Consider the following 25,145-nt stretch of genomic DNA (forward strand, 5'->3'; position numbering starts at 1 on the left):
ACATGACGGACACGACGCAAGCCAAGGTGGCGCTGGTAACCGGTGGCAGCCGCGGCATCGGGCGCGATATCGCGCTGTCGCTGGCGCGCAAGGGCGTGGATGTGGTGCTGACGTATCAAACACGCCGCGCCGACGCCGAAGCGGTGGTCGCGCAGATCGAAAGCATGGGCCGCAAGGCGGCGGCGCTGCCGCTGGACGTGGCGGCGGTCGGCGCGTTCGCGCCGTTCCTGGCCGAGTTGAAGGCCGTGTTGCGGTCGCGCTGGAACACGGAACGGCTCGATTTCCTCGTCAACAACGCGGGAATCGGCGCGGCGGTGCCGATCGCCGAGGTCACGGAGGAGGTGTTCGACACGTTCTCGAACGTGCACTTCAAGGGCGTGGTGTTCCTGACGCAGCAATGCCTGGCGATGATGAACGACGGCGGCGGCGTGGTGTTCATCACGGCGGCGGCCACGCGCTTCATCGTGCCGGCCTACGCGATCTACGCGGCCTGCAAGACGGCGGTCGAGACGTTCTCGCGCTATGTGGCGAAGGAGTACGGCGCGCGCGGCATCCGCGCCAACGTGATCGCGCCGGGCGGCGTGGAGACCGATTTCGCCGGCGCGCGGATCCGCAACTCGCCCGAACTGCAGGCGTTCGTGAAGGCGCAGACGGCGCTGGGCCGCGTCGCGCAGGCCGACGACATCGGCGGCACGGTGGCCTTCCTCTGCACCGACGACGCGCGCTGGATCAACGGCCAGCGCATCGAGGTGTCGGGCGGGATCAACCTCTGAGCAGCCGGCTCGGCCTCAAACCCACTGGTCGTTCGCGACGGTGCGCTCGCTGTGCGCGCCGTCGCCGGTGTTCACCACGCCGCGCGGCTCGACCAGCAGCAGTTTCACCTCGCCGAGCGCGTGCGGGCGATGCTCGACGCCCTTCGGCACGACCGCCATCTGGCCCGCGCGCAGCACGATCGTGCTGTCGCCGGCCGGGCCGCCGCGCATCTCGATCCGCAATTCGCCGTCGAGGACGATGAAGGTTTCGTCGGTGTCGTCGTGCGTGTGCCAGACGAATTCGCCGTCGAGCCGCGCGACCTTGAACTGGTAGTCGTTCATTTCGGCGACGACGCGCTGCTGCCAATAGCCTTCGACGCGCGCGAGCTTGCCGGCCAGATCGATGGTTTGGCACTGGCCGCGCAAGGCCGGGATGGATGAGGTCATGAGGTGCTCCGTCCGCAGGAAAGGTGAGGGAGCCGCGAGCATACGAAGCCGCTCGCGCGGCGTATTGAACGATCGTGGGTCTGACCTGCCTGCCGATGTACCGATGCCGCGCGCGTTCAGCCGCGCGGCCGGGCCGCCGTCATCTGCCGCCAGCGGCCCGGCGTGATGCCGAACGCCTGCGCGAACTGGCGCGTCATGTGGGCCTGATCGGCGAACCCGGCGTTGGCGGCCGCGCTCGACAGCGGCTCGCCGGCGATCAGCAGGCGGCGCGCCACGTCGAGCCGGCGCATCGTCAGGTAGCGATACGGGCTGGTGCCGTAGAACGTGCGGAAATCGTGCGACAGGCTCCAGCGGTCGCGCCCGGTGGCGGCTTCCACTTCCTCCAGCCTGAGCGCGCGCGTGCAGTTCTCGCGCAGATAGTCGCGGGCGCGCCGGGCGGCGGCGTAATCGGCCGTGCCGCGCGCATCGGGCAAGCTGGCCACGGCCGCCAGCGCGTGGGCCAGTTCGGCGATCGCGCCGGCCTGCTCGAGCGGATCGAGCGGCTGGCCGACCGATTGCAGCAGCGTGCCGGCGGCCGCCGCGAGCCGCGCGTCGGTCGTCACGCCGCCCTCGACGAACGGCAGCGCACGGCCGCCGAGCACCTCCTGGAACAGCGACGGCTCGACGTAGACGATGCGGTAGCGAAAGCCTTCGTCGGTGCCGGCCTGGCCGTCGTGCGCCTCGTCGGGATGCAGCACCAGCGTGTTGCCGGGCAGGCTGTCGCGGCGGCTGCGCCGGTACTGGAAGCGCTGGACGCCGGCGAGCGTGCGGCCGATCGCATAGGTATCGTGCCGGTGCATGCCGTAGGCCTTGCCCTGGAACCACGCCTCGACGCGCTCGATCCCGTGCGCGGGGGCCGCGCGCAGGATCCAGTCGGACGAGGGGGAAGGCGGTTTCGGGGGCACGATCGGAGTCGATGCGTAAGAGAAGGCGCGACGATTGTCGCACGCCGGCCGGCCATGCGCGGGCCGGCGGGGCGGACTTCGGCGCACGCGTGCCGAGCCCGCCCGGCCCCCGTTGCGTTCAGTCGCCGGCGGCGACCACCGCGCGATTGCGGCCGTCGCGCTTGGCCTGGTAGAGCGCGGCGTCGGCGGCCTCGATCAGCGCCGTGATGCCGCTCAGTTGCGAGGCGACGGTGCAGGCGCCGCCGATGCTGACGGTGACGATGCCGCCGTCGGCGCCGCCCGTGTGCGGCACCTTCAGCGCGGCCACTTCGAGGCGGATCTTCTCGGCCACGAGCCGTGCGCCGCCGGCCGGCGTGCCCGGCAGCACCACGCCGAATTCCTCGCCGCCGAAGCGCGCGGCCAGATCGCCGGGGCGGCTCATGCAGCGTTGCAGCGCCGCGCCGACCTGGCGCAGCACGTCGTCGCCGGCCACGTGGCCGTAGGTGTCGTTGTATTGCTTGAAGCGGTCGACGTCGATCATCAGCATCGACAGTTCGGTGCCGTCGCGCAGGCTCTTGCGCCATTCGCCGTCGAGGTAGGCGTCGAGATAGCGGCGGTTCGGCAGCGAAGTGAGGCCGTCCGATTGCGACAGCCGCTCCAGCTCGCGATTCGCGGCCAGCAGTTCTTCCTGCGACTGGCGCAGCGCGCGGTAGGCGGTGTTCAGCTGCAGCAGATTCACGTACGCGCGCGAGTGATAGCGGATCCGCGCGACCAGCTCGACGCGATCCGGCAGTTTGATCAGGTAGTCGTTCGCGCCGGCCTCGAAGGCGGCCTGCTTGATGCGCGGCTCTTCCTTGGCGGACAGCACGATGATCGGCACGTCGCGCAGCTCCGGCGTGCGCCGGTAGTGCTGCACCAGCGTCAGGCCGTCCACCTCGGGCATCACCAGGTCCTGCAGGATCAGGGTCGGACGCGTCTGGCGCGCCACGTCCAGCGCCTGCGTGGCGTGCTGGCAGTAGCGCAGCTCGATGCCGGTTTCGCCGGCCAGCGCCTGGCGCACCGCTTCGCGCACGATCGGCTGGTCGTCGACCAGCAGCACGATGGCGGTGCCCTCGGCCGCGGAGGCCGCCGGGATCGCGCGCCGCGCCGCTTCGAGCGCGGCGTCGGCGCCTGCGGCGGCGGATTCCGGTGGGGCAGGCCGATGAGGCGGCGCGCCGGCCGGTTCGAGTTCCATGCGAGTTCCTTCCGGTTGAACGAGATGGGCTGCGGGCAAGGCGGCCGGGGTTGCCTGCCGCGCGCCGCCCGCGTACGCCGCAGGCGGGGTCGCCCGGTTGACGGCCGATGTTCCGCGGCGCGATACGCGCGTCAGCCGTTGGGCGGCAGTGATGTGACACCGCTGCCGTTTCGATTGCGCGGGACGACGGCACGTTGTCCACAGACACGCGCCGCAATTGTTAACCAACCTTACCTATCTAAGCAAAGGTTTACGGCGGTTCGGCCGCGAATTGTAGGCCGCCGGCGCGAAGCGTGCACAGGGTGGCCGCGGGCGCACAGCGTTCGTCCACAGCCATCTGGGGAAAAGTGCTGTGCGCTCGGGCCTGTGCGCCGGCCGGCGCCCGATTCGTCAGACCGCGCAGCGCGCGAGGTGGAACCGCAGCGAGGTTTCGTCCGGGTCGCCGTCGCCGCTCGCGGGCGGATAGACGGCGATCGTGGTGCCGGCCGCCGCGTTCTGTTCGAGCGTGATGCGCCAGTCTTCGCTGGCCGAACGGGGCCCGATCAGCATCGTGGAGACGCGGCCCTGCCGTTCGACGCGCGCGCGCGACAGCCGGCTCGACAGGCAGCGCTCGATCTGCGGCGCCTGCAGGCCCGACGACACGTAGATCATCGCGCCCGGCGGCGCGCCGACCGCGGCGGCCTGGGATGGGGCGAGCGGACGCGGCTCGCTGCTGCTGCCGCAACCGGCCAGCGACAGCGCCGCGCCGGCGAGCAGCGCGTACGCCGCCAACTTGTTCGGGTCTTTCATCGATTCGATCGTTCTCTCAAGCAGGGAAGTCGGAGCATCGCCGGCGCGGTCGCGCGCGCGTGCCGGCCAGTGATGCCGGGGCAGGCTAACAAGCGAGACGCGACGCGGGTGTTAAAAATTGTTTTTCGCGGGCGTCTCGCGTAGGATGCGCGGCTTTGTTGGCTGGCCGTAAGCTCGTGCGAGCGGCCCGGAGCACCGGCGGGAGCCGGCGCGGCAAGGCAAGGCGGGCGGCGGCGGGGGACGCGGCGGCGCGTCTTGACGAATCGTTCACATCCTTTACGTCTATGCATTCCCTTATGCGCACTTATCTCATATTGCGCATGTGTTTCGGGGTGCCTATCGTTCGGTGTGGCAGAGCCGGATTCGGGGAAAATCATTCTGGACAACAGATTATATGAACCGGCGGTTCCTATGTCGCGATGGCTCCGGCGCGTGTTCAGCGCAGGCCACAACAAGATTTGCAACGGAGACAAATCATCATGAGCAGTGTGATTGAGCCGGCTGGCCGCACGGGTGCCCCGTCGTTCATGTCGAAGGAGGCGACCATCGCTCGCCCCGGGTTTTCGCGATGGATGGTGCCGCCCGCGGCGCTTGCAGTACACCTCTGTATCGGTCAGGCCTATGCCTTTTCCGTGTTCAACGGCCCGCTCACCAAGGTGATCGGCATCACGGCCTCGGCGCCGGGCGACTGGACGCTGACCACCCTCGGCTGGATCTTCTCGCTGGCGATCGTGTTCCTCGGCCTGTCGGCGGCGTTCGCCGGCAAGTGGCTCGAACGCGTCGGCCCGCGCCGCACCATGCTGACGGCGGCCTGCTGCTTCGGCGGCGGCTTCATCGTCTCGGCGATCGGCGTGTGGACCCACCAGATCTGGATGCTGTACCTCGGCTACGGCGTGATCGGCGGGATCGGCCTGGGCCTCGGCTACGTGTCGCCGGTGTCGACGCTGATCCGCTGGTTCCCGGACCGCCGCGGCATGGCGACCGGCATGGCGATCATGGGCTTCGGCGGCGGCGCGATGATCGCCGCGCCGCTGTCGGTGGCGCTGATGAACCACTTCAAGAGCGCGACGAGCATCGGCGTGGCCGAAACGTTCGTGGTCCTCGGCATCGCGTATTTCATCTCGATGACGATCGGCGCGTTCGCGATCCGCATTCCGCCGGCAGGCTGGAAGCCGGCCGGCTGGGAGCCGCCCGCGCAGTCGACCAACAAGATGATCACGACGCGCCACGTCCACATCGACCAGGCCCTCAAGACGCCGCAGTTCTACCTGATCTGGCTGGTGCTGTTCCTGAACGTGACGGCCGGCATCGGCATTCTCGGCCAGGCCTCGGTGATGATCCAGGAAAGCTTCAAGGACACGGTGACGGCCGCGGCTGCCGCCGGCTTCGTCGGCCTGCTGTCGCTGTTCAACATGGGCGGGCGGTTCGTGTGGGCGTCGGCGTCCGACTGGGTCGGCCGCAAGAACACCTACTTCATCTTCTTCGCGCTCGGCGCGGTGCTGTACTACTGCGTGCCGGCCTTCGCGGCGAGCGGCAACATCGCGCTGTTCGTGCTGGCGTACGGCGTGATCCTGTCGATGTATGGCGGCGGCTTCTCGACCGTGCCGGCCTATCTGGCCGACATGTTTGGCACGGCGTTCGTGGGCGGCATCCACGGCCGCCTGCTGACGGCCTGGGCCGCGGCCGGCGTGGCTGGCCCGGTGCTGGTGAACTACATCCGCGCGTATCAAGTGGGCCACGGCGTCGCCAAGGCCGATGCGTACACGATGACGGTGCACCTGATGGCGATCCTGCTGATCGTCGGCTTCTTCTGCAACCTGCTCGTGCGCCGCGTCGCCGATCATCACTACATGACCGACGCGCAGCTCGCGGCCGGCAAATAAGCGGAGGCTCACGATGACCGATCTCTCGACCCGCAACGACACCGCGCATCCCACCAACAAGGGGCTGCTGGTGGTGTTCTGGCTGTACGTGCTGGTGCCGCTCGTGTGGGGCGTCGTCAACACGCTGACGCAGGCGATGAAGCTGTTCCACTGACCTGCATGAAGGGCAACGACGGCCGCCGCATCAGGGTTTTCGACAGTCAACGCGGCGTGCCGCGCGCACGTTGAACAGACAGCGACGGCGCGGTTTCACACCGACGATCCGGGCCGTTCGTTTCCATTCATCCACGCAGGGGTAGAACCATGAAGAAGCTTCTCGTTTCGCTGGCCGCCGCAACGCTCGCCTTCGGTTCGGCATCGGTGTTCGCGCAGGACGCATCGGCCCCGGCGGCCGCACCGGCCAAGCACGACAAGAGCAAGCCGAAGCACACGCTGAAGAAGCACGGCAGCACGAAGGGCAAGGCGAAGGCCGCCGCCGCTTCGAGCGCCGGCACCAACGACAAGGGCGCGCAGCAGTAAGCGTCCGCGCCGCGCGCCGCGCGGCAGCCGTTTCCCAGCAGTCCCGGCCGTTCGCGCGGCCGGGACTGTTTCATTTCCGGGCCCGGCAAGGATCGCGCGGCTGTGCTCTACTTCGTCGCTCCAGCCACCAAGGAGCGAAGCATGGATATCGGATTTATCGGTCTCGGCGAGATGGGCGGCGCGATCGCGCTGAACCTGTTGAAGGCGGGGCATCGCGTGCGCGTCTGGAACCGCTCGCCGGAGAAGGTCGCGCCGCTGGCCGAGGCGGGCGCGGAACACGCCGGCTCGATCGCCGAGGCGTTCCAGGGCGACGCCGTGTTCTCGATGCTGGCCGACGACGCGGCCGTGCGCGGCGTGTTCGACGCGAGCCTGCTCGAACACGCGCCGCGCGGCCTGGTGCACGTCAACATGGCGACCATCTCGGTGGCGTTGGCCGAAACGCTCGCGCATGCGCACGCCGAGCGCGGCCTGCACTACGTGGCCGCGCCGGTGCTTGGGCGCCCGAACGTCGCCGCGCTCGGGCAACTGACGATCGTGGCCGCCGGCCCGGCCGAGGCGATCGACCGCGTGCAGCCGGCGTTCGACGTGATCGGCAAGAAGACCTGGCGGCTCGGTTCGCTGCCGCAGCACGCCAACGCCGTGAAGCTGGCCGCCAATTTCGCGCTGGCCTCGGCGATCGAGACGATGGGCGAGGCGGCGGCGCTGCTGACCGGGCACGGCGTGTCGGTCAGCGACTACATCGACGTGATCTCGAACAGCATCCTGCCGGGGCCTGTTTACCAGGGCTATGGCGCGATGATCGCCGAGCGCCGCTACGAGCCCGCGCTGTTCAAGGCGCGGCTCGGCCTGAAGGACGTGAAGCTCGTGATCGAGGCGGCCGACGCCGTGTCGGTGCCGATGCCGGTGGCCAGCGTGTTGCGCGACAACCTGCTCGACGTGGTGGCGCACGGCGACGGCGAGCGCGATTTCGCGGTGCTCGGCGAAGTCGCGGCGCGCCGCGCGGGCCGCTGAACGCCGCGCCGCGGGGCGGTTCGCCGGGCGCTCAAACCCCGGCATAATGTCCGCCGGTTTTCCTTCAGGCATTTCGGATCGAGGCAGCGATGAATTGGCATACGTGGGAGTTGTTTCTGGGAACGATGTTCGTGGTGTCGGCGATTCCCGGCCCGAACATGATGCTGGTGATGTCGCACGGCGCGCGCTACGGCATGCGCCGCACGGCGGCCACGATGGCCGGCGCGCTGCTCGCGCTGGTGCTGATGTTCCTCGTCTCGGCGGCCGGGCTCGGCGTGTTCCTGACGGCGTGGCCGCGCATGTTCGACGCGCTGCGCCTGATCGGCGCGGCCTATCTGATCTGGCTCGGCATCAAGGCCTGGCGCGCGCGCGTGGAAGACGCCGCGAACGATCCGGCGGCCGAAGCGCCGGCGCTGAAGATCGGCGCGCTGGCCACGCCGGGCGCGCTGTTCCGCAACGGCTTCCTGGTGTCGGGCAGCAACCCGAAGGCGCTGCTGTTCGCGGCGGCGCTCACGCCGCAGTTCATCGACCCGGCTGCGCCGAAGCTGCCGCAGTTCGCGGTGCTGGTGGCGACGCTGGCGGTATGCGAGGTGGGCTGGTACGTGGTGTATTGCGCGTTCGGCACGCGGATCGGCGCGTCGCTGCGCAGCGCGCGCGTGGTGCGGATCTTCAACCGGCTGACGGGCGGCGTGTTCGTCGGCTTCGGCGCGGCGATGGCGCTGGTGAGGCACTGACGCCGCCGGTGCGGCACGCGACAGTCTGCCGCACTGCGCTGGGAATCCGGTTGCGGCCGTGGCCCCGGCTCACCGTCGAAACACCACCCCGGCTCGCGTCGCGCGCCGGGGTTTTTTCTTGAATGCCTCACCAGGCGAGCATTCTGGGGCAGCGGGGCGTATCGCGGGCCGCGGCGAACCGCACCGTGCGCCCGCCGTCGCGCATGTCGCGACTCCGCAACAACCCGCAAGGGAAAGTCCTTATTTGCCGCAAGGAAATGTTGCGATGCGACATCCGCTCGGGTATAGTTGGAACTGTCTCCTCCATGTCTCCTCTGATATGGATTCAGCCCGCCTCTTAAGGCGGGCTTTTTTTCGTCCATACGATTCGCCATGGCGGCCCGCGGCCTCCAGCGCATTGCCCCTTGCGGGTTTCCCTTCCCGCCAGCCCGCGATCAGAACTTATACGACACGGCCAGGTAGCTGATGATCGGATCGGCCTTCAGGTCGCCTTTCGATTCCGCCAGCGTGGTGCCGTCCGCGGCCTTGATCGTGACCGTCGACGTCGTCTTCAGCGGGATATAGGTGACCGACGCGATGAGCCCCCAGTGCTCGTTGATCGCATAGGTCACGCCCGCGTTGAACACCGGCTGCCACGACGACGACGCCTTCGCCGACACCTGCGTCGTGCCCGGCTTGCCGGCGCCCGCCGCGAGAATCGAGCCGAGGTTGTCCTGCGTCTGCTTGATGAAGTTGTTGTTCAACTGCAGATCGCTGAACCAGTTGTACGACACGCCCACGCCGAGGAACGGCCTGATCTTCGCATTCGCGTTCGCGAAGTAGTACTGGAAGATCACGGCCGGGCTCCACTGCCGCACGCTCTTGACGATCGGGTTCACCGCGCCGAGCCCGATGTTCTGCGTGCCGAGCGCACCGGCCGGGCCGGGCGGCGTGATGGTGCCGTTGCCGCGCACCTTGAACACGGGCGGCACGCCGGCCACCGACGTCACCGCGATGTGATCGGTCAGGAAGTGGCTGATCGTCAGGCCGAGCGTGTCCGCGGTGCTGGTGCGCAGCCCGGTGCCCGGCGAATCGAACTGCGACGGCAGCCGCAGCGGCGTGTTGATCGGCGTCGGCGCGACGCTGGTGTTCAGCGACGTGCTGCTCTGGATCGGCTGGACGTGAAACCAGCCCAGCCCGATCACGTTGCTGCCGGCGCTCTGCGCGTGGGCCGCGCACGGCCCCAGCGCGGCGGCGCTCGCGGCCGCCGCGCAAAGGAAGGTCTTTTTCACGGCTGAGTCCCCCGGTTATTGGACGAATGCGCCGATCGTGAAATACGGCGACGTCGGATTGTTGTTGTCGAGGAAGCCGAACACGCCGCCCGTGAAGATCAGCTTGCCGGTGGCCGTGGTGCTGGTGGCGCCCGTGTGCACCGAGGTGACCGTGCCCGGCACGGTCTGGCCGTAGTTCAGATCCAGCGCGGTCGCGAGCGAGGCCTGCGAGGCGTTGAACGGGTCGAGCAGCGTGGCCTGGGCGTTGATCAGCGCGGTGGTGCGGTAGTTGAACTGGCTGTCCACGCCGATGTATTCGCCGTTCTGCGAGCCGAGCACGATGTTCGACTGCGGCGACATGATCGAGATGCCCGATTCGTCGTCGGCGGTCAGGCCCGGGATGCCGTTCGCATCGGGCACCGGGTTCGGGTTCGCCACGCCGGTGCGGATCATGATCGGCACGAGCTGGTTGCGCAGCTTGCCGACGATGATGTAGCCCTTCGCCTGCGGGCCGGTCGCGGCCAGCGTCGGCTTCACCTGCCCCTGGTAGTTGTTGGTCACGAACGCGCCCGAACCGTCCGGCGCGGCCGTCAGGTTGCCGCCCGGCTGGCGGCACGTGCCGGCGTACTGGCCGGTGGTGTCGCAGCGGGTCCAGGTGCCGTCGGCGTTGATCGTCACCTTCGCGTCGATGGTGGTCGGCGAGAAGTTCTGCGACGGCACCTGCCCGTAGCCGAGCTGGCTGTAGGTGCCGGCCAGGTTCGCGAGATTGGTTTCGAGCGTCGAGAAGCCGATGAACGGGTAGTACGGGAACGTCGTGTCCGGCACCGCGCCCACGCCGATCACGCCGGCGTACGAGATGCGCGCGCCCGGAATCGTGCCGCCCGCCACGCCGAAGCCCACGAACACGCGGGCCGGACGCGTCGGATCGAGCGTCGCGCCGTTCAGCTGGAACGCGCAGTTGTTGAGCTTCTGGGTGGGCAGGCCGGTTTCCTGGGTCAGCGTGCCGGTGGCGGTGGTGCCCGCGCGGGTCGGCGTGACGGTGCCGGTGGTCACCGGGATCGGCGATTCGACATAGGTGATCTGCCAGGTCTTCTTGGTCGTATCGAGTTGCAGCTTGACGAGTTCGCCGTCGCCGCCGCCGCCCGTGTAGACGGTGCTGTAGTCGAGCGTCGACGGGCACAGGCCCGGCTCGGTCGCGGCGAGCGCCGCGGGCGGCTGTTCGTCCCCGCCCCCGCAGGCAGACAGCAGCAAAGGCACGGCAAAGGCCGCGGCCAGTACGATATTCCGCTTCATGTTGCTCCTCCAGGATTGTCTTGTTTGATGGCGGCCGGCTCCCTGTCTGCCGCTTCTTTGCTTGCCCCTACCCGTGCGTGCCGCCCGCTGGCCGTTCGTCGGCTGCTGGCGTCACGCCCCCGTTGATCCTGTGTGTCGCAGCCGGCTCGCGGGCCGTGCATGCGTGGCGAACCGCCGCCATGAGATCGGCGGTCGGCATGCCGGCTCGGGCCGGCGTTATCGGTGCGTCGAGACGACGGGGCGCGGATGGCGCGCGAAGGTGCGTCGTCGGGAAGCGGAGGAAGCGATGCAGGGCGGCGCGGCCGGCTGGCCGGCGCCCAACGCGGAGCGGCGCAAGGGCCGTGCGGCAGCATGCGCCCTGGCGCGGCGCGAGGCAGGCTCGCGCACGTGACGCCGCGTCGCCCGCGATCGGGCGCCACGCGCCGGCCGGGGCCGACGATCGGTCGATCGTCGCGCCCATGGCGGCCGCCAGAGGGGCCGGCTCGATGGCCATGGCCGTCCCCTTCCACAAGGCGTATGACATGCCTGCGTCTCCGGTGTAATTGTGCGATGTAATTTCGCCGCGCCACCTTCAACTGTCAATTGATGGAATCGTCTAAAAAAGACGATTGAAACGGGACGCATGCCAAAATCGCCCGTCAAATCGGGCGTGTCGGGCGGAATTAAAACGTAAATGGTGTTTGAAAACTCCCTCCAGAACGCCTGAAACGGCGCATCGGCGGATCGCCGCGGTGCGTGCTCAGGCTTGCTGCACAAGGCTCGCGTGTGCGAACTCGGGAGTATCCCTATTCGGGATATTCATGATTGGGAAGCCGTGGAAAATCGGTCGGTTTTTCGGTATTTCGAAAGAATGTGAATTCTCGTGAATCGCAAAGCGGCCAGATTCGGGAACGCAAACTGCGATATCGGCCGCATGCGGGAAAATCGCGGACAAGAAAAAACCGGCCGCGCGGGCCGGTTTATCGATACGCGGCGGAAAACCGCCGCATTGCATCGGGATGCGTGTGGTTCAGCGGTTCAGGCCGGCATCTTCCGCGGCGCCGATGGCCAGGTTCATGCACTGGATCGCCGCGCCCGAGGCGCCCTTGCCGAGGTTGTCGAGGCGCGCGACCGTGACGAAGCGCTCCTCGTTGCCGAACACGAACAGATCGACGCGGTTCGTGTCGTTGTTCGCCTGCACGTCGAAGAAGCCTTCGTCGAGGTTTTCGGCCGCATCGTACGGCGCGACGCGCACGAACGCCTCGCCCGCGTAGTACTCGGCGAAGATCCGCTGCACGTCCTGCGGGCCCACGCGCTTGGCCAGTTGGCTCGGCGTGAAGTAGGTCGTGACGGCCAGGCCCTTGAGGAACGGGCCGACGATCGGCGTGAAGATCGGCGCGTTGGCCAGGCCGGTGTGCGCGGCCATTTCCGGCAGATGCTTGTGGCCGAGCGCCAGCGCGTAGGCGCGCGGGCTGGCCAGGCGGTCGTTACCGCCGGCTTCGTAGTCGGCGATCATCTTCTTGCCGCCGCCGCTGTAGCCGGTGATCGAGTAGCTGTGCGCCGCGAAATCGGCGGCCACCACGCCCGCCTCGACGAGCGGGCGCATCGCCAGCACGAACGCCGAGGCGTGGCAGCCCGGCACCGCGATGCGCTTCGCGCCGCGAATGCGCTCGCGCTGGGCGCGCGTCAGTTCGGGCAGGCCATAGGCCCAGTCGGCGCTGGTACGGAACGCCGTGCTGGCGTCGATCAGCACCGTGCGGTCGTTGTCGACCAGCGAGGCCGATTCGCGCGAGGCGACGTCGGGCAGGCACAGGAACGTGACGTCCGAGGCGTTGATCAGGCGGCGGCGTTCCTCGACGTCCTTGCGCTGCGCATCGTCGATGCGAAGGATGTCGATGTCGCTGCGGGCGGACAGATATTCGAAGATCTTCAGGCCGGTCGTGCCTTCCTGGCCGTCGACAAAAACTTTCGTGGTCATCTTGCTCTCACGGAATGGGGCGGCCGGCGCGAACGCCGGAAAGCCGCCATTTTAAGACTTCACGGACAGGGCCGTAACCGGTTGCGCCGAAAAAAGCGGCGGCGTCCATCGTGCCTGCGCCGCGTGACGGATTGTTGACGGCGCGCGCTGGCGATCCGGCCCTCGTTCGAGCCGCCGGGTTCAGCGCTCGTCGGTGACTGTGAGCCGCGCCCAGCCGAGCGTGGCGACGCCGATCTCGTGATCGAACAGTTGCGCGGGGCGGCCCTGCACGGTGCGCAGGCGATCGGTGTCGAGCGCGTAGACGGTGATCACGTAGCGGTGCGGCTTGCCGGGCGGCGGGCAGGGGCCGTCGTAGCCGTCGTTGCCGTAGTCGTTGCGGGCTTCGGCCGCGCCGAGCCGGCGCAGCACGCCGGACGCGCTGGCGTTGGCGGGCAGGCTGGTGACCGAGGCGGGGATGCCGATCACGGCCCAGTGCCACCAGCCGGGGCCCGGCGCGTCGGGATCGAACAGGGTGACGGCGTAGGCGCGCGTGCCGGGCGGCGGGTTCTGCCAGCTCAGTTCGGGGGAGCGGTTCTCGCCGCGGCAGGCGCCCTTGGCGTAGCGCTGCGCGGCGCCGACCCGGCCGCCGTCGCGCAGGTCGGCGCTCGACAGCGTGAACGGGGGTTGCGCACCCGGCCGCGCGCTGCAGGCCAGCGCGGCGACGGCCACCGCGAGCACGCGCAGCGCGTGCCGGACGCCGCGTGCGCGCTGCTGCCGCTCATGTCGCTGCTGCCGTTGTTCCGGGCGCCGATGCTGCCGAGCTTCAAGCATGCCGCGATCCTCCCCTCACGTCGGCCGGCGGCGTGCGCCGGCGCGTATTGGTGTTGCGACCCTGTGTCCGCAATGACGGAAAGTCTACCGCGCGGCCGCGGGTTGCGGCAGCCTGCACGGTCGCGCACGCATGAAAAAACGCCCGTCACGGGCTAGCGTGACGGGCGTTTTCGGGGGAGCGGGGCGCGCCGCGCGGGCGGCGCGCGTTCGCTCAGTCCTTCGGCGAGGTGGCGCCGCCGTGCGCGGCCGACCATTCGGCCGGCGCGTGCAGGAATTTCTCGACTTCGTCGAGCGTCTTCGTTTCGAAGTAGCCCGAGTTCTTCGCGACGCGCAGCACGTCCCACCAGGTGGCCAGCGCGTGCAGATCGACGTCGATGTCCTTCAGGACCGAGACGCTTTCCTTGAAGATGTTGTAGTGGAACAGCACGAAGCAGTGGTTCACTTCGGCGCCGGCCGTGCGCAGCGCGTTGATGAAGTTGATCTTGCTGCGGCTGTCGGTGGTCAGGTCTTCCACCAGCAGGACGCGCGAGCCTTCCTCGAGATGGCCTTCGATCTGTGCGTTGCGGCCGAAACCCTTCGGCTTTTTGCGCACGTACTGCATCGGCAGCATCATGCGGTCGGCGATCCAGGCGGCGAACGGAATGCCGGCGGTTTCACCGCCCGCGACCGCGTCGATCTGCTCGAAGCCGACGTCGCGCAGGATCGTCGCTTCCGCCATCTCCATCAGGCCACGGCGCACGCGCGGATACGAGATCAGCTTGCGGCAGTCGATGTAGACGGGGCTCGCCCAGCCGGACGTGAAGATGAACGGCTTTTCGGCGTTGAAGTGCACCGCCTGCACTTCGAGCAGGATTTTGGCGGTCGTGTCGGAGATCGTTTGACGATCGAAGCCTGTCATGGGCATTCCTTGGGTGATGAGCGGGAGGGCGGGCGCGGGGCGCCGTGGCGCGGCGACGGGTTTCGGCCGGGCCATGCCGGCGGAGCCGGCATGCGGCGAAATTTCGCTGCGCGCGTGGGCCGCTATTTTACCCGAATCGGCGGGCCGCCGGACGGCCGGAACGGGGGCCGAAGCGGGGGCTCCCGGCATGCCCGCCGATGCCACGCCGACACCCCGCCGCGCCTTGCTGCGGCCATGCGTCGCGTTATGAGGAGTATCCCGAGGGGCAGCCGCACACGCGCCGAGCCAGGTGTACACTTAGCGCCCACCAGAATTTGCCGGCACCTTGGTCTCCTTGCCCATCCCGCAGACAGCAGGTTCCACGGCGCGCCGATCCGGCGCGCGACCGCTGCCGCCCACGGCTATCTCCCCCGATCGATCCATTCCGGCGCGTGCCTGCTGCCGGGTGCCGGCGCACCGTTTCGCATCTCCCATCCTCAACCGTTCCGCCTTTCTCGCAAATCAGACGACCCATCATGGATGAACAACTGAAGCAGAGCGCGCTCGCGTATCACCAGAATCCGAAGCCCGGCAAGATCTCGGTCACGCCGACCAAGCCGCTGTCGAACCAGTACGATCTCTCGCTCGCGTATTCGCCGGGCGTCGCGGCGGCCTGCGAGGCGATCCACGCCGATCCGCTCGACGCGCAGAAATACACCTCGCGCGGCAACCTCGTCGGCGTGATCACCAACGGCACCGCCGTGCTGGGCCTCGGCAACATCGGCCCGCTGGCGTCGAAGCCCGTGATGGAAGGCAAGGGCTGCCTGTTCAAGAAGTTCGCCGGCATCGACGTGTTCGACATCGAACTGGCCGAAACCGATCCGGACAAGCTGGTCGAGGCGATCGCGATGCTCGAGCCGACGCTCGGCGGCATCAACCTCGAAGACATCAAGGCGCCGGAGTGCTTCTACATCGAGCAGAAGCTGCGCGAGCGCATGAAGATCCCCGTCTTCCACGACGACCAGCACGGCACCGCGATCATCGCCTCGGCCGCGATCCTGAACGGCCTGAAGGTGGTCGGCAAGGATCTCGGCACGGTCAAGCTGGTGTGCTCGGGTGCGGGCGCGGCGGCGATCGCCTGCCTGGACCTGCTCGTGCACCTGGGCCTGAACAAGGCCAACGTGCTCGTCACCGATTCGAAGGGCGTGATCTACGAAGGCCGCGGCCAGCTCGATCCGTCGAAGCAGCGCTACGCCGCTACCACCGAGGCCCGCACGCTGGCCGACGCCATCGACGGCGCCGACGTGTTCCTCGGCTGCTCGAGCGCGGGCGTGCTGAAGCCGGAAATGGTGCAGACCATGGGCACCCAGCCGCTGATCCTGGCGCTGGCCAACCCGGAGCCGGAAATCCGCCCGGAAGCGGCCAAGGCCGTGCGTCCCGACGCGATCGTCGCGACCGGCCGTTCGGATTACCCGAACCAGGTCAACAACGTGCTGTGCTTCCCGTTCATCTTCCGCGGCGCGCTGGACGTCGGCGCGACCACCATCACGGAAGAGATGAAGCTTGCCTGCGTGCGCGCGATCGCCGATCTGGCCCAGGAAACCGACCAGAGCGAGGAAGTGGCCAAGGCCTATGAAGGCCATTCGCTCGAATTCGGGCCGGAATACCTGATTCCGAAGCCGTTCGATCCGCGCCTGATCATCAAGATCGCGCCGGCCGTCGCGCAGGCCGCGATGGATTCGGGCGTCGCCACGCGCCCGATCGAGGACATGGACGCCTATCGCGAGCAACTGGGCGCCACCGTCTACCGCACCGGCATGGTGATGCGTCCGGTGTTCACGGCGGCCAAGGCCAAGCAGGCCCGCATCGTGTTCGCCGAGGGCGAGGACGAGCGCGTGCTGCGCGCCGCGCAGTTCGTGCTGCAGGAAAAGATCGCCAAGCCGATCATCATCGGTCGTCCGGCCGTGGTGGAAATGCGCCTGAAGAAGATCGGCTCGAAGCTGCGCGCCGGCACCGATTTCGAGATCGTCGATCCCGAAGACGACCCGCGCTACCAGCAATGCTGGCAGGCCTATCACGAGCTGTGCGCGCGCGAAGGCGTCACGCCGGAAGTCGCGAAGGCCGCGCTGCGCAAGGCGAACACGCTGATCGGCGCGATCCTGGTGCACCTCGGCGATGCCGACGGCATGATCTGCGGCATGATCGACACGTACCACAGCCATCTGAAGTACATCGATCAGGTGCTGGGCCGCGCGAAGGGCGCCGAGCATCTGGCCGCGATGAATCTGCTGATGCTGCCGGGCCGCAACCTGTTCGTCTGCGACACCTATGTCAACGAGCTGCCGAGCGCCGAGCAACTGGCCGACATGACGATCCAGGCCGCCGCCGAGATCGAGCGCTTCGGCATCACGCCGAAGGCCGCGCTGCTGTCGAACTCGAACTTCGGCAGCGCGCCGTCGTCGTCCTCGCGCCGCATGGCCGAGGCACGTCAACTGATCGCCGAGCGCGCGCCGCAACTGGAAGTGGACGGCGAAATGCACGGCGACGCCGCGCTGTCGGAAACGATCCGCAAGGCCGCGTTCCCCGGCACCACGCTGTCGGGCGAAGCGAACCTGTTGATCATGCCGAACGTGGAAGCCGCCAACATCGCCTACAACCTGCTGAAGATGATCGGCGGCGACGGCGTGACGGTCGGCCCGTTCCTGCTCGGCGCCGCCAAGCCGGTGCATATCCTGACGCCGGCCGCCACCGTGCGCCGCATCGTCAACATGACGGCCGTGGCAGCGGCCAACGTGAACGGCACCGCGCGGTAAGCGTTCGCCCGTGAGACGTCGCCGCTTCACGCGGCGGCCTCGCGATAAAAAACGCCACGGGCCGCAAGGCGCCGTGGCGTTTTTCTTATAGCCACCGCAAGGACGGCTTTCGCATCGTCGAGCGCCGCTCAGGCCACGTGCCGCGTCACCGCCTCCGGCCCGTTCCACTGCGCGACCAGCGCCAGCCACTTGCTGCGCACGGCGGCCAGGTTGTGCTCCTTCACGTGGCCGTAGCCGCGAATTCCGTCGGGCAGGTTCGCGAGGTCGAGTGCGAGCGGCAGCCGCTCGGCTGTCAGCTTCGCCAGCACCACGTCGATCAGCGTGACGTATTCGCCGATCAGCGCGCGCTCGGTGCGGCGCTCCTCGGTGCGGCCGAACGGATCGAACGCGGTGCCGCGCAGGCCTTTGCACTTCGCGAGCAGGCGGAATGCCGACAGCATCCACGGCCCGAACGTGCGCTTGACGAGATGGCCGTGCGCGTCGCGCTTGGCGAGGATCGGCGGCGCGAGGTGGTAGCGCAGCTTCAGTTCGCCGTCGAACTGCGCGGCCAGCCGGGCGAGGAACGCCGGATCCGATTGCAGCCGCGCGACCTCGTACTCGTCCTTGTACGCCATCAGCTTGTAGAGATTGCGCGCGACCGCTTCGGTCAGCGGCTCCTGGCCCGACGCGTTGCCGTCGAGCGCGCGTTCGGCCGCGCGCACGCGCTCGACCACCGCCGCATAGCGCGCCGCGTAGGCCGCGTTCTGATAGGCGCTCAGTTGCTCGACGCGCGTGGCGATCAGCGTATCGACCGCCTTCTTCGTATGCAGCGCGATCACCGTCGCGCCGCTCGGCGCCGGGCTGCCCGCGCGCTGGCCGGCCGCGGCCTGACGCACGCTGGCCAGATCGTGCGCGGCGCGGCGGCCCCACTCGAACGCGGCGAGGTTCTTCTCGACCTGCACGCCGTTCAGCTCGATCGCGCGCGTCAGCGAAGCGAGCGTGAGCGGCAGGCCGCCGCGTTGCCACGCGTAGCCGAGCACGAACGGGTTGGTGTAGATCGTGTCGCCGAGCAGCGCCGCCGCGAACTGGTCGGCGTCGACCAGATCCACGCCGTCGCCGGCCGCCGCGCGAATGTCCTGCTCCGCGCTCGCGCCCGGGAACGCCCATTTCGGGTTCTTGATGAAATCGGCGGTGGGCGTCTTCGCGCTGTTGACGACCACGCGCGTCGCGCCGTGACGCATGCGCGAGGTGCATTCGTCGCTGGCCGTGACGAGCGCGTCGCCGCCGATCACGAGATCGGCCTCGCCCATCGCGATCCGCGTCGCGTGGATGTCGCCGGGCGCGTGCGCGATCTGCACATGGCTCATCACGGCACCGCCTTTCTGCGCGAGGCCGGTGACGTCGAGCACCGTCACGCCCTTGTTCTCCAGGTGCGCGGCCATGCCGATCAGCGCACCGATCGTCACCACGCCGGTGCCGCCCACGCCGGTCACGAGCACGCCCCAGGCGCGCTCGATGCCGGGCAGCGCCGGTTCCGGCACCGGCGGCAGCGCGCCGGCGTCCACCGTCACGGCCTTCGGCTTCTTCAACTGCGCGCCCTCGACGGTCACGAAGCTCGGGCAGAAGCCCTTGGTGCACGAAAAATCCTTGTTGCAGGTGGACTGATTGATCTGCCGCTTGGTGCCGAATTCGGTGTCGAGCGGCTCGACCGACAGGCAATTCGACTGCACCGAGCAATCGCCGCAGCCTTCGCACACCGCTTCGTTGATCACCACGCGCTTGGCCGGATCGGGATACGCGCCGCGCTTGCGGCGGCGGCGCTTCTCGGTGGCGCAGGTCTGGTCGTAGATCAGGATCGAGGTGCCGGCGATCTCGCGCAGTTCGCGCTGCACGGCGTCGAGTTCGTCGCGGTGATGGATCGTCACGCCGGGCGCGAGCAGCGAGGCCTTGCCGTCGTACTTCTCGGGCTCGTCGGTCACGATGACGATCTTCGACGCGCCTTCCGCCGCGACCTGATGGGTGATCTGCGGCACGGTCAGCGTGCCGTCCACGGGCTGGCCGCCCGTCATCGCCACCGCGTCGTTGTAGAGGATCTTGTAGGTGATGTTCGCCTTCGACGAGATCGCCGCGCGCACCGCCAGCAGGCCCGAATGGAAGTAGGTGCCGTCGCCGAGGTTGGCGAACACGTGCTTTTCCTCGGTGAACGGCGCCTGGCCGACCCACGGCACGCCTTCGCCGCCCATCTGGCTGAAGGTGCTGGTGTTGCGGTCCATCCAGACCGTCATGTAGTGGCAGCCGATGCCGGCGATCGCGCGCGAACCGTCGGGCACCACCGTCGAGGTATTGTGCGGGCAGCCCGAGCAGAACCACGGCTTGCGCTCGGTGGTGACGTGCGGGCGGGCCAGCGCGGCTTCCTTGGCGTGGATCACGGCGATGCGGGCGGCAATGCGCGCACGCACGTCGGCGGGCAGTTCGAACTTGTCGAGCCGCGTGGCGATCGCCTTCGCGATGATGGCCGGCGACAGTTCGTAATGCGCGGGCAGCAGCCAGTTGCCCATCGGCACCGACCATTCGCCGCCTGCGCCGTCCTTCTCGTCGAACTTGCCGAAGATGCGCGGGCGCTGGCCGTCCGGCCAGTTGTACAGCTCTTCCTTGATCTGATATTCGAGGATCTGACGCTTTTCCTCGACCACCAGGATTTCGTCGAGGCCCTGCGCGAACTGCTGCACGCCCTGCGCTTCGAGCGGCCAGACGCAGCCGACCTTGTAGAGGCGGATGCCGATCCGCGCGCAGGTGGCGTCGTCGAGGCCGAGGTCGGTTAGCGCCTGGCGCACGTCCAGATACGCCTTGCCGGCCGTCATGATGCCGAAGCGCGCCTGCGGCGATTCGATCTCGATGCGGTCGAGCCGGTTGGCGCGCACGTAGGCAAGCGCGGCGTACCACTTGTAGTCGATCATCCGCGCTTCCTGCACGAGCGGCGGATCGGGCCAGCGGATGTTCAGGCCGCCGTCGGGCATCGCGAAATCCTCGGGCAGCACGATGCGCGCGCGGTGCGGATCGATGTCGACCGAGGCCGACGATTCGACCACATCGGTCACGCACTTGAGCGACACCCACAGCCCCGAGTAGCGGCTCATCGCCCAGCCGTGCAGGCCGAAATCGAGATATTCCTGGACGTTCGAGGGGAACAGCACCGGCAGCCCGCAGGCCTTCAGCAGGTGTTCCGATTGGTGCGCGAGGGTGGAGGATTTGGCCGCGTGATCGTCGCCGGCCAGCACCAGCACGCCGCCGTGCGGCGCGGAGCCGGCCGAATTGGCGTGCTTGAGCACGTCGCCCGAGCGGTCGACGCCGGGGCCCTTGCCGTACCACATGCCGAACACGCCGTCGTATTTCGCGCCGGGATACAGGTTCACCTGCTGCGAGCCCCAGACGGCGGTCGCGGCGAGATCTTCATTGAGACCGGGCTGAAAAACGATGCGATGCGCGGCGAGATGCTTCTGGGCTTTCCAGAGCGACTGATCGAGGCCGCCGAGCGGCGAGCCGCGATAGCCGGAAATGAAGCCGGCGGTGTTGAGGCCTGCGGCGCGGTCGCGTGCTTGCTGCAGCATCGGCAGCCGAACCAGCGCCTGGATGCCGCTCATATAGGCGCGGCCGCGTTCCAGCGTGTATTTGTCGTCGAGCGTGACCGAGGCCAGCGCGGCTTCGAGCGTGGCGCGTTGGCCCGCGTCGAGTGGGGCATTCATGTAAACGTCTCCTCCAGCTATTTGGGATCGCCAAAACTGTTGGCGGGTGGCGTCTTGTGAACGCCCCCGACGGGGCCAGTTTCGCCGGTTTCCACTGAAGGTAGCACTGGTGGAAACCCGCCGTTTGTTGCGTGTTCTGACATAAACAGGCCCGCAAACCGGCTGTCTGCGTGCGTTACATCATGTAAAAGCATGTAAAGACGCGGGGCACGATCAGAGTTTGCTGTTACTTTATTGCGCTGTCGGCAATGGCCGGGCACACACGATGGCCCTGGAATCGAGAGAGCCAGCCGACGATGAAAACGGAGGTTCAATGAATACGCGACATATCCAGAATTTTCTGATGGTGTCCGCCGCGTTCTTCGCCATGACGGGGCCGGTGCGCTCGCAGGGTGCGAGTGCGTTGGCTGCGGCAGGCACCCAGATGCTGCAGATCACGCCCGCGGGCGACGCGATCGCGCCGGCCGGCGTGAGCGCGACGACGCAGGTCACCGGCGCGCCGAAGGCCTGAGAGAGCGATGGCGCACCGGCGCGTGGCCTGAGCGGGTGCTCGGCAAGGCGCTCCGGGCAGCCATCCAGCCATGAAAAAGGGCGGAAATCACACGATTTCCGCCCTTTTTTCGTTATGCCGCTGCCTTTTCTCGCAGCATCACGCCTTGTCCTTCACCACCCCGCGGCGAATCTGATCGAGCTCGATCGATTCGAACAGCGCCTTGAAGTTGCCTTCGCCGAAGCCCTGATTGCCCTTGCGCTGGATGATCTCGAAGAAGATCGGGCCGATCTGGTTCTCGGTGAAGATCTGCAGCAGCAGGTCGTCGTGCGCGCCGTCGATCAGGATCTTGCGCCGGCGCAGTTCGTCGAGCGGCTCGCCGTGATCCGGCACGCGGCGGTTCACCAGCTCGTAATACGTGTCGATCGTGTCGAGCAGCGTGACGTTGCGGCCGCGCAGCCCGTCCACCGTGCCGTAGATGTCGCCCGTGCCGAGCGCGATGTGCTGGATCCCTTCGCCGCGATACGCGTCGAGGTATTCCTGAATCTGCCCCGGCGTGTCGGAGCCTTCCTCGTTGATCGGAATCCGGATCTTGCCGCACGGCGAGGTCATGGCCTTCGATTTGACGCCCGTTACCTTCCCTTCGATGTCGAAGTAGCGCACTTCGCGGAAGTTGAACAGGCGTTCGTAGAATTCCGCCCATTCCGCCATGCGGCCGCGATGCACGTTGTGCGTCAGGTGATCGATATAGGTGAGGCCGTGGCCGGGCGGGTTCGGCTCCGCGCCGGGGATCGGCTCGAAATCGACGTCGTAGATGCCGATATCGCCGATGCTGCCCGGCGTTGCGCCATTCTTGCCGCGCCAGCGGTCGACGAAATAGATCAGCGAATCGCCGATGCCCTTGATCGCCGGGATGTTCAGCTCCATCGGCCCCGTTTTGTTGTCGAAGCCCCAGGCGCCGAGTTCCAGCGCGCGGCGGTAGGCCTGCGCGGCGTCCTGCACGCGGAACGCGATCGCGCAGATCGACGGCCCGTGCAGCCGTGCGAAGCGCTGCGCGAACGAATCGGGCTCGGCGTTGACGATGAAGTTGATCTCGCCCTGGCGGTACAGCGTCACGTCCTTGTGGCGGTGGCGCGCGACCGCCGTGAAGCCCATCCGCTCGAACAGCTCGCCGAGCGCCTTGGGGTCGGGCGCGGTGTATTCGATGAATTCGAAGCCGTCGGTGCCGACGGGGTTGTCCCAGGTGGGGATCTGCATGGTGTCTCCTGATGGCGGATGTCGTCGATCGTGGGGGCGGCCAAGCGCCGCATGCCAATCAGTGTAGGCAGGCGCGGCGGGCAGTTGCTTGCGAAACAAATCGCGCGTGGCTACGATTGCGCAACTTTCCGGCAATCCGTATCGAAATGGAGGCATGAAATGGCGCGTGTCGAACTGGATGCCATCGATCGGCGCATCCTCGCGATCCTGCAGGAGAACGGCCGGCTATCGAATCAGGAGATCGCCGAGCGCGTGAACCTGTCGCCGAGCCCGTGCCTGCGGCGCATCCGCCGGCTGGAGGAGAGCGGCGTGATCACCGGCTACGTGGCGCTGCTCGATCCGAAGCGGCTCGGCCTCGATCTGCTGGCGTATGTCAGCGTGCGGCTCGAAAAGCGCGGTGGCGCGGCGTCGGCCGGCGACGGCGCCGCCACCCACGCGGATCGCTTCCGCGCGGCCGTGCAGGTGTGGCCGGAAGTGGTGGCCTGTCATGCGATGACGGGCGATCTCGACTATCTGCTGCGCGTGCAGGTGGAGGACATGGCGCATTTCTCGCGCTTCGTGCAGGCGCAGTTGCTGCACCATCCGTCGGTGATCGACGTGAAGACGAGTTTCGCACTGGAGAGCTTCAAGGAGACGACGGCGCTGCCGATTCGCTGAGCGCGCCGGCGGCGCGAGGCGCACCAACGAAACGGGCGGCTCCGCAAGGCGGGCCGCCCATTTTCATGGCGAGATGCGCGGAGAAGACGCCGCGTTCAGGCCGCGATGCCGGCCGGCAGCATCGATTCGAAGATCTGCGTGGCGCGGCGCGCCTGGCGCTTCATCGCGTAATCGAACACGGCGGCCTGCTCCTGCAGCATCTCGGCGATGATCGTCGAGTGATCGGCCGGCGGCAGCGACAGGTAGGCATCGGCTTCGCCGTAGGCGTACTCGATGCGCATGCCCGATTTTTTCGCGATGTGCATCATCGTCGCGTTGCGCGACAAACAGTGCATGTAGAGCGTGGATACGTGCGTGTTGCGGCTGCGGATCGAGGCGCGCTCGAACAGCTTGGTGCCGACGCCCTGGCCGCGCGCCGATTCGAGCACCGACACGCCGAATTCGGCGGTGCGCTTGCCGCCCTCGTCGGGCAGATAGGCCAGATGGCCGACGCCGACCAGTTCCAGCGCGTGATCGAACACGCCGAACACCGTGTCGCGGCCGAAATCGATGGTGCGCACGTAATTCTCGAGCACGTGATCGGGCACGATCTGGCCGAAGCGCAGCAGGCGATCGTCGTCGTCGAGCGACTTGAAGTGCGTGAGCATCTGCTCACGATCGGTAGAAGCCAGTTCCCGTACGAGAACCGGTGCCTGCCCGACCTTGCCGATCGGGGCAGCGGGGCGGAGAGGGCGCGTGTTCATCGTGGGTTCCTCAAAGACCGTACAGCCGGTTGTGCAATGCAGCAGCATTCTAACCGAACGGTACACAGCGATTAAGGGAAAACCCGTATCTTCTCCGAGGGCGACTTCTAAAAATCCTCAACAATCGCCCAAAGTGTTTGATTTTGAAGCGATAACGATATGACCCGATCAGCTATGCGCCAATCCGGCGCATGTGACCGGGGCGCAACACCGGCCGTTCAGCCTTCGCCGCCGAGCCCGCGCTCGATCAGATCGATCGCCTGCGCGGCGAAATCGCGGTAGCCGAGGCGGCCGCCCGGCTTCAGCCAGGTGAACGTCCAGTTGATCATGCCGAACACCATCATCGTCACCGGCGTCTGGTTTTCCTTCGACACGCGGCCCGGGTAAGCGCGCTCGATCTGCCGCGTGAACGCGGCGACGATGTCGCGCTGGCGATCGAGCACGATCTGGCGTTGCGTGATTTCGAGGTATTTGACGTCGTTGAGCAGCGCGACGTGGCGGCTGTGCGAGGTTTCGTACTCGGCCAGGAACGCGTGGATCAGCTCGGCGAACGCCTCGCGCTCGGTCAGCCCGCGGCGCTGGCTCGCGCCTTCCACCTCCGCGATGATCAGCATCAGCCGCTTCGTGTAGCGGTCGAGCAGATCGAACAGGATCGCTTCCTTGCTCTCGTAGTAGTGATACAGCCGGGCCTTCGAGGTGCCGCTCGCGGTGGCCAGATCGGTCATCGACGTGCTCGGATAGCTCGTTTGCGCGAATTTTTCGGCCGCGAGGTCGAGGATCTGCTCGCGTTGGGATTCGTGGTCGGGCGCTCGGGTGCGGGCCATGAGGTCGGTCGGGAAATCGGCGGCAGCGCCGCGGTGGATCGGAGGCCGCGCGGCGCGCGCACGGCCGGGCCGGCGCGGCGTTCGCGGGCAGCCCTCAGCGCGCCAGTGCGGCGGGTGCCGCGGCGGCCCGCGAAAACGAAGCCGTGCGGTCGACGTCCGG

The 25,145-nt window shown here is 67.8% G+C and carries 22 protein-coding genes; 9 read left to right on the top strand and 13 right to left on the bottom strand.

Features of this window, described 5'->3' with window-relative positions:
- Positions 1 to 2 precede the first annotated feature (2 nt).
- Positions 3 to 773, top strand: a complete 771-nt coding sequence (locus G3N92_RS04730) for an SDR family oxidoreductase (protein ID WP_206126295.1) — start codon at positions 3 to 5, stop codon at positions 771 to 773.
- A 15-nt stretch (positions 774 to 788) separates the two neighbouring features.
- Here G3N92_RS04730 and G3N92_RS04735 read toward each other — a convergent pair whose 3' ends face one another.
- From G3N92_RS04735 to G3N92_RS04750, 4 genes are all read right to left on the bottom strand, one after another.
- Positions 789 to 1,199 carry a cupin domain-containing protein gene (locus tag G3N92_RS04735; RefSeq protein WP_206126296.1) on the bottom strand — a complete coding sequence of 137 codons (411 nt, stop codon included), beginning with the start codon at positions 1,197 to 1,199 and terminating at the stop codon, positions 789 to 791.
- A 116-nt stretch (positions 1,200 to 1,315) separates the two neighbouring features.
- A complete protein-coding gene (locus G3N92_RS04740) occupies positions 1,316 to 2,143 on the bottom strand; it encodes an AraC family transcriptional regulator (RefSeq protein WP_206126297.1) in 828 nt (275 codons plus the stop codon).
- A gap of 118 nt (positions 2,144 to 2,261) precedes the next feature.
- The gene (locus tag G3N92_RS04745) at positions 2,262 to 3,356 is read right to left on the bottom strand and encodes a diguanylate cyclase (protein ID WP_206126298.1); all 1,095 of its coding nucleotides are present in this window, start codon (positions 3,354 to 3,356) and stop codon (positions 2,262 to 2,264) included.
- A 390-nt stretch (positions 3,357 to 3,746) separates the two neighbouring features.
- The gene (locus G3N92_RS04750) at positions 3,747 to 4,145 is read right to left on the bottom strand and encodes a hypothetical protein (RefSeq protein ID WP_206126299.1); all 399 of its coding nucleotides are present in this window, start codon (positions 4,143 to 4,145) and stop codon (positions 3,747 to 3,749) included.
- Positions 4,146 to 4,624: 479 nt separating this feature from the next.
- Between G3N92_RS04750 and G3N92_RS04755 the strand changes: the two genes are divergently transcribed.
- The 5 genes from G3N92_RS04755 (at position 4,625) to G3N92_RS04775 (ending at position 8,292) form a co-directional block, all read left to right on the top strand.
- Positions 4,625 to 6,028 (top strand): OFA family MFS transporter, encoded by a 1,404-nt coding sequence (locus tag G3N92_RS04755; protein WP_206126300.1) that lies wholly within the window; start codon positions 4,625 to 4,627, stop codon positions 6,026 to 6,028.
- Between the two features lie 13 nt (positions 6,029 to 6,041).
- Complete coding sequence (locus G3N92_RS04760) at positions 6,042 to 6,182, top strand: oxalate:formate antiporter (RefSeq protein WP_206126301.1); 141 nt, start codon at positions 6,042 to 6,044, stop codon at positions 6,180 to 6,182.
- Positions 6,183 to 6,331: 149 nt separating this feature from the next.
- Positions 6,332 to 6,547 (top strand): hypothetical protein, encoded by a 216-nt coding sequence (locus tag G3N92_RS04765; RefSeq protein ID WP_206126302.1) that lies wholly within the window; start codon positions 6,332 to 6,334, stop codon positions 6,545 to 6,547.
- Positions 6,548 to 6,688: 141 nt separating this feature from the next.
- Positions 6,689 to 7,558, top strand: a complete 870-nt coding sequence (locus G3N92_RS04770) for an NAD(P)-dependent oxidoreductase (protein WP_206126303.1) — start codon at positions 6,689 to 6,691, stop codon at positions 7,556 to 7,558.
- A gap of 89 nt (positions 7,559 to 7,647) precedes the next feature.
- Positions 7,648 to 8,292 (top strand): LysE family translocator, encoded by a 645-nt coding sequence (locus G3N92_RS04775; protein WP_206126304.1) that lies wholly within the window; start codon positions 7,648 to 7,650, stop codon positions 8,290 to 8,292.
- Positions 8,293 to 8,726: 434 nt separating this feature from the next.
- Here G3N92_RS04775 and G3N92_RS04780 read toward each other — a convergent pair whose 3' ends face one another.
- The 5 genes from G3N92_RS04780 to G3N92_RS04800 all read right to left on the bottom strand — a co-directional run bounded on the left by G3N92_RS04780 (position 8,727) and on the right by G3N92_RS04800 (position 14,500).
- Entirely contained in the window at positions 8,727 to 9,563 is an 837-nt protein-coding gene (locus G3N92_RS04780) for an OmpW family protein (protein ID WP_206126305.1), read from the bottom strand.
- A gap of 15 nt (positions 9,564 to 9,578) precedes the next feature.
- Entirely contained in the window at positions 9,579 to 10,835 is a 1,257-nt protein-coding gene (locus G3N92_RS04785) for a DUF2957 domain-containing protein (RefSeq protein WP_206126306.1), read from the bottom strand.
- A 1,009-nt stretch (positions 10,836 to 11,844) separates the two neighbouring features.
- Complete coding sequence (argC, locus tag G3N92_RS04790; protein ID WP_206126307.1) at positions 11,845 to 12,792, bottom strand: N-acetyl-gamma-glutamyl-phosphate reductase; 948 nt, start codon at positions 12,790 to 12,792, stop codon at positions 11,845 to 11,847.
- A gap of 180 nt (positions 12,793 to 12,972) precedes the next feature.
- Complete coding sequence (locus G3N92_RS04795) at positions 12,973 to 13,602, bottom strand: YbhB/YbcL family Raf kinase inhibitor-like protein (protein ID WP_206126308.1); 630 nt, start codon at positions 13,600 to 13,602, stop codon at positions 12,973 to 12,975.
- 211 nt (positions 13,603 to 13,813) lie between these two features.
- The gene (locus G3N92_RS04800; RefSeq protein WP_206126309.1) at positions 13,814 to 14,500 is read right to left on the bottom strand and encodes an orotate phosphoribosyltransferase; all 687 of its coding nucleotides are present in this window, start codon (positions 14,498 to 14,500) and stop codon (positions 13,814 to 13,816) included.
- Between the two features lie 515 nt (positions 14,501 to 15,015).
- Here G3N92_RS04800 and G3N92_RS04805 point away from each other — a divergent pair.
- Positions 15,016 to 17,292: an NADP-dependent malic enzyme gene (locus G3N92_RS04805; protein ID WP_206126310.1), complete on the top strand. Its 2,277-nt coding sequence runs from the start codon at positions 15,016 to 15,018 to the stop codon at positions 17,290 to 17,292.
- 128 nt (positions 17,293 to 17,420) lie between these two features.
- Here the strand turns inward: G3N92_RS04805 and G3N92_RS04810 are convergent, their stop codons facing one another.
- Positions 17,421 to 21,014 (bottom strand): indolepyruvate ferredoxin oxidoreductase family protein, encoded by a 3,594-nt coding sequence (locus tag G3N92_RS04810; RefSeq protein WP_206126311.1) that lies wholly within the window; start codon positions 21,012 to 21,014, stop codon positions 17,421 to 17,423.
- A gap of 313 nt (positions 21,015 to 21,327) precedes the next feature.
- Between G3N92_RS04810 and G3N92_RS04815 the strand changes: the two genes are divergently transcribed.
- Positions 21,328 to 21,525 carry a hypothetical protein gene (locus G3N92_RS04815; RefSeq protein ID WP_206126312.1) on the top strand — a complete coding sequence of 66 codons (198 nt, stop codon included), beginning with the start codon at positions 21,328 to 21,330 and terminating at the stop codon, positions 21,523 to 21,525.
- 138 nt (positions 21,526 to 21,663) lie between these two features.
- Here G3N92_RS04815 and hppD read toward each other — a convergent pair whose 3' ends face one another.
- Positions 21,664 to 22,761: a 4-hydroxyphenylpyruvate dioxygenase gene (gene hppD / locus G3N92_RS04820; protein WP_206126313.1), complete on the bottom strand. Its 1,098-nt coding sequence runs from the start codon at positions 22,759 to 22,761 to the stop codon at positions 21,664 to 21,666.
- A gap of 159 nt (positions 22,762 to 22,920) precedes the next feature.
- Between hppD and G3N92_RS04825 the strand changes: the two genes are divergently transcribed.
- Positions 22,921 to 23,418, top strand: a complete 498-nt coding sequence (locus G3N92_RS04825) for an Lrp/AsnC family transcriptional regulator (RefSeq protein ID WP_206126314.1) — start codon at positions 22,921 to 22,923, stop codon at positions 23,416 to 23,418.
- Between the two features lie 95 nt (positions 23,419 to 23,513).
- On the opposite strand, the gene G3N92_RS04830 is transcribed toward G3N92_RS04825, so the two are convergent.
- Together G3N92_RS04830 and G3N92_RS04835 are read right to left on the bottom strand one after the other, a co-directional pair.
- Positions 23,514 to 24,161, bottom strand: coding sequence for a GNAT family N-acetyltransferase (locus tag G3N92_RS04830; RefSeq protein ID WP_206126315.1), 648 nt, complete (start codon positions 24,159 to 24,161; stop codon positions 23,514 to 23,516).
- Positions 24,162 to 24,379: 218 nt separating this feature from the next.
- Entirely contained in the window at positions 24,380 to 24,985 is a 606-nt protein-coding gene (locus G3N92_RS04835; RefSeq protein WP_206126316.1) for a TetR/AcrR family transcriptional regulator, read from the bottom strand.
- Positions 24,986 to 25,145 lie beyond the last annotated feature (160 nt).

This window comes from Burkholderia sp. Ac-20379, assembly GCF_017104645.1.
Classification (GTDB): Bacteria; Pseudomonadota; Gammaproteobacteria; order Burkholderiales; family Burkholderiaceae; genus Burkholderia.

What these genes read in the sequence shown, in the direction of transcription:
- G3N92_RS04730 (WP_206126295.1), top strand. Translation starts at nt 3, where the DNA reads ATGACGGACACGACGCAAGCCAAGGTGGCGCTGGTAACCGGTGGCAGC.
- G3N92_RS04760 (WP_206126301.1), top strand. Translation starts at nt 6,042, where the DNA reads ATGACCGATCTCTCGACCCGCAACGACACCGCGCATCCCACCAACAAG.
- G3N92_RS04800 (WP_206126309.1), bottom strand. Translation starts at nt 14,500, where the DNA reads ATGACAGGCTTCGATCGTCAAACGATCTCCGACACGACCGCCAAAATC.
- hppD (WP_206126313.1), bottom strand. Translation starts at nt 22,761, where the DNA reads ATGCAGATCCCCACCTGGGACAACCCCGTCGGCACCGACGGCTTCGAA.
- G3N92_RS04815 (WP_206126312.1), top strand. Translation starts at nt 21,328, where the DNA reads ATGAATACGCGACATATCCAGAATTTTCTGATGGTGTCCGCCGCGTTC.
- G3N92_RS04810 (WP_206126311.1), bottom strand. Translation starts at nt 21,014, where the DNA reads ATGAATGCCCCACTCGACGCGGGCCAACGCGCCACGCTCGAAGCCGCG.
- G3N92_RS04770 (WP_206126303.1), top strand. Translation starts at nt 6,689, where the DNA reads ATGGATATCGGATTTATCGGTCTCGGCGAGATGGGCGGCGCGATCGCG.
- G3N92_RS04735 (WP_206126296.1), bottom strand. Translation starts at nt 1,199, where the DNA reads ATGACCTCATCCATCCCGGCCTTGCGCGGCCAGTGCCAAACCATCGAT.
- G3N92_RS04745 (WP_206126298.1), bottom strand. Translation starts at nt 3,356, where the DNA reads ATGGAACTCGAACCGGCCGGCGCGCCGCCTCATCGGCCTGCCCCACCG.
- G3N92_RS04795 (WP_206126308.1), bottom strand. Translation starts at nt 13,602, where the DNA reads ATGCTTGAAGCTCGGCAGCATCGGCGCCCGGAACAACGGCAGCAGCGA.
- argC (WP_206126307.1), bottom strand. Translation starts at nt 12,792, where the DNA reads ATGACCACGAAAGTTTTTGTCGACGGCCAGGAAGGCACGACCGGCCTG.
- G3N92_RS04765 (WP_206126302.1), top strand. Translation starts at nt 6,332, where the DNA reads ATGAAGAAGCTTCTCGTTTCGCTGGCCGCCGCAACGCTCGCCTTCGGT.
- G3N92_RS04755 (WP_206126300.1), top strand. Translation starts at nt 4,625, where the DNA reads ATGAGCAGTGTGATTGAGCCGGCTGGCCGCACGGGTGCCCCGTCGTTC.
- G3N92_RS04775 (WP_206126304.1), top strand. Translation starts at nt 7,648, where the DNA reads ATGAATTGGCATACGTGGGAGTTGTTTCTGGGAACGATGTTCGTGGTG.
- G3N92_RS04805 (WP_206126310.1), top strand. Translation starts at nt 15,016, where the DNA reads ATGGATGAACAACTGAAGCAGAGCGCGCTCGCGTATCACCAGAATCCG.
- G3N92_RS04825 (WP_206126314.1), top strand. Translation starts at nt 22,921, where the DNA reads ATGGCGCGTGTCGAACTGGATGCCATCGATCGGCGCATCCTCGCGATC.
- G3N92_RS04750 (WP_206126299.1), bottom strand. Translation starts at nt 4,145, where the DNA reads ATGAAAGACCCGAACAAGTTGGCGGCGTACGCGCTGCTCGCCGGCGCG.
- G3N92_RS04830 (WP_206126315.1), bottom strand. Translation starts at nt 24,161, where the DNA reads ATGAACACGCGCCCTCTCCGCCCCGCTGCCCCGATCGGCAAGGTCGGG.
- G3N92_RS04785 (WP_206126306.1), bottom strand. Translation starts at nt 10,835, where the DNA reads ATGAAGCGGAATATCGTACTGGCCGCGGCCTTTGCCGTGCCTTTGCTG.
- G3N92_RS04835 (WP_206126316.1), bottom strand. Translation starts at nt 24,985, where the DNA reads ATGGCCCGCACCCGAGCGCCCGACCACGAATCCCAACGCGAGCAGATC.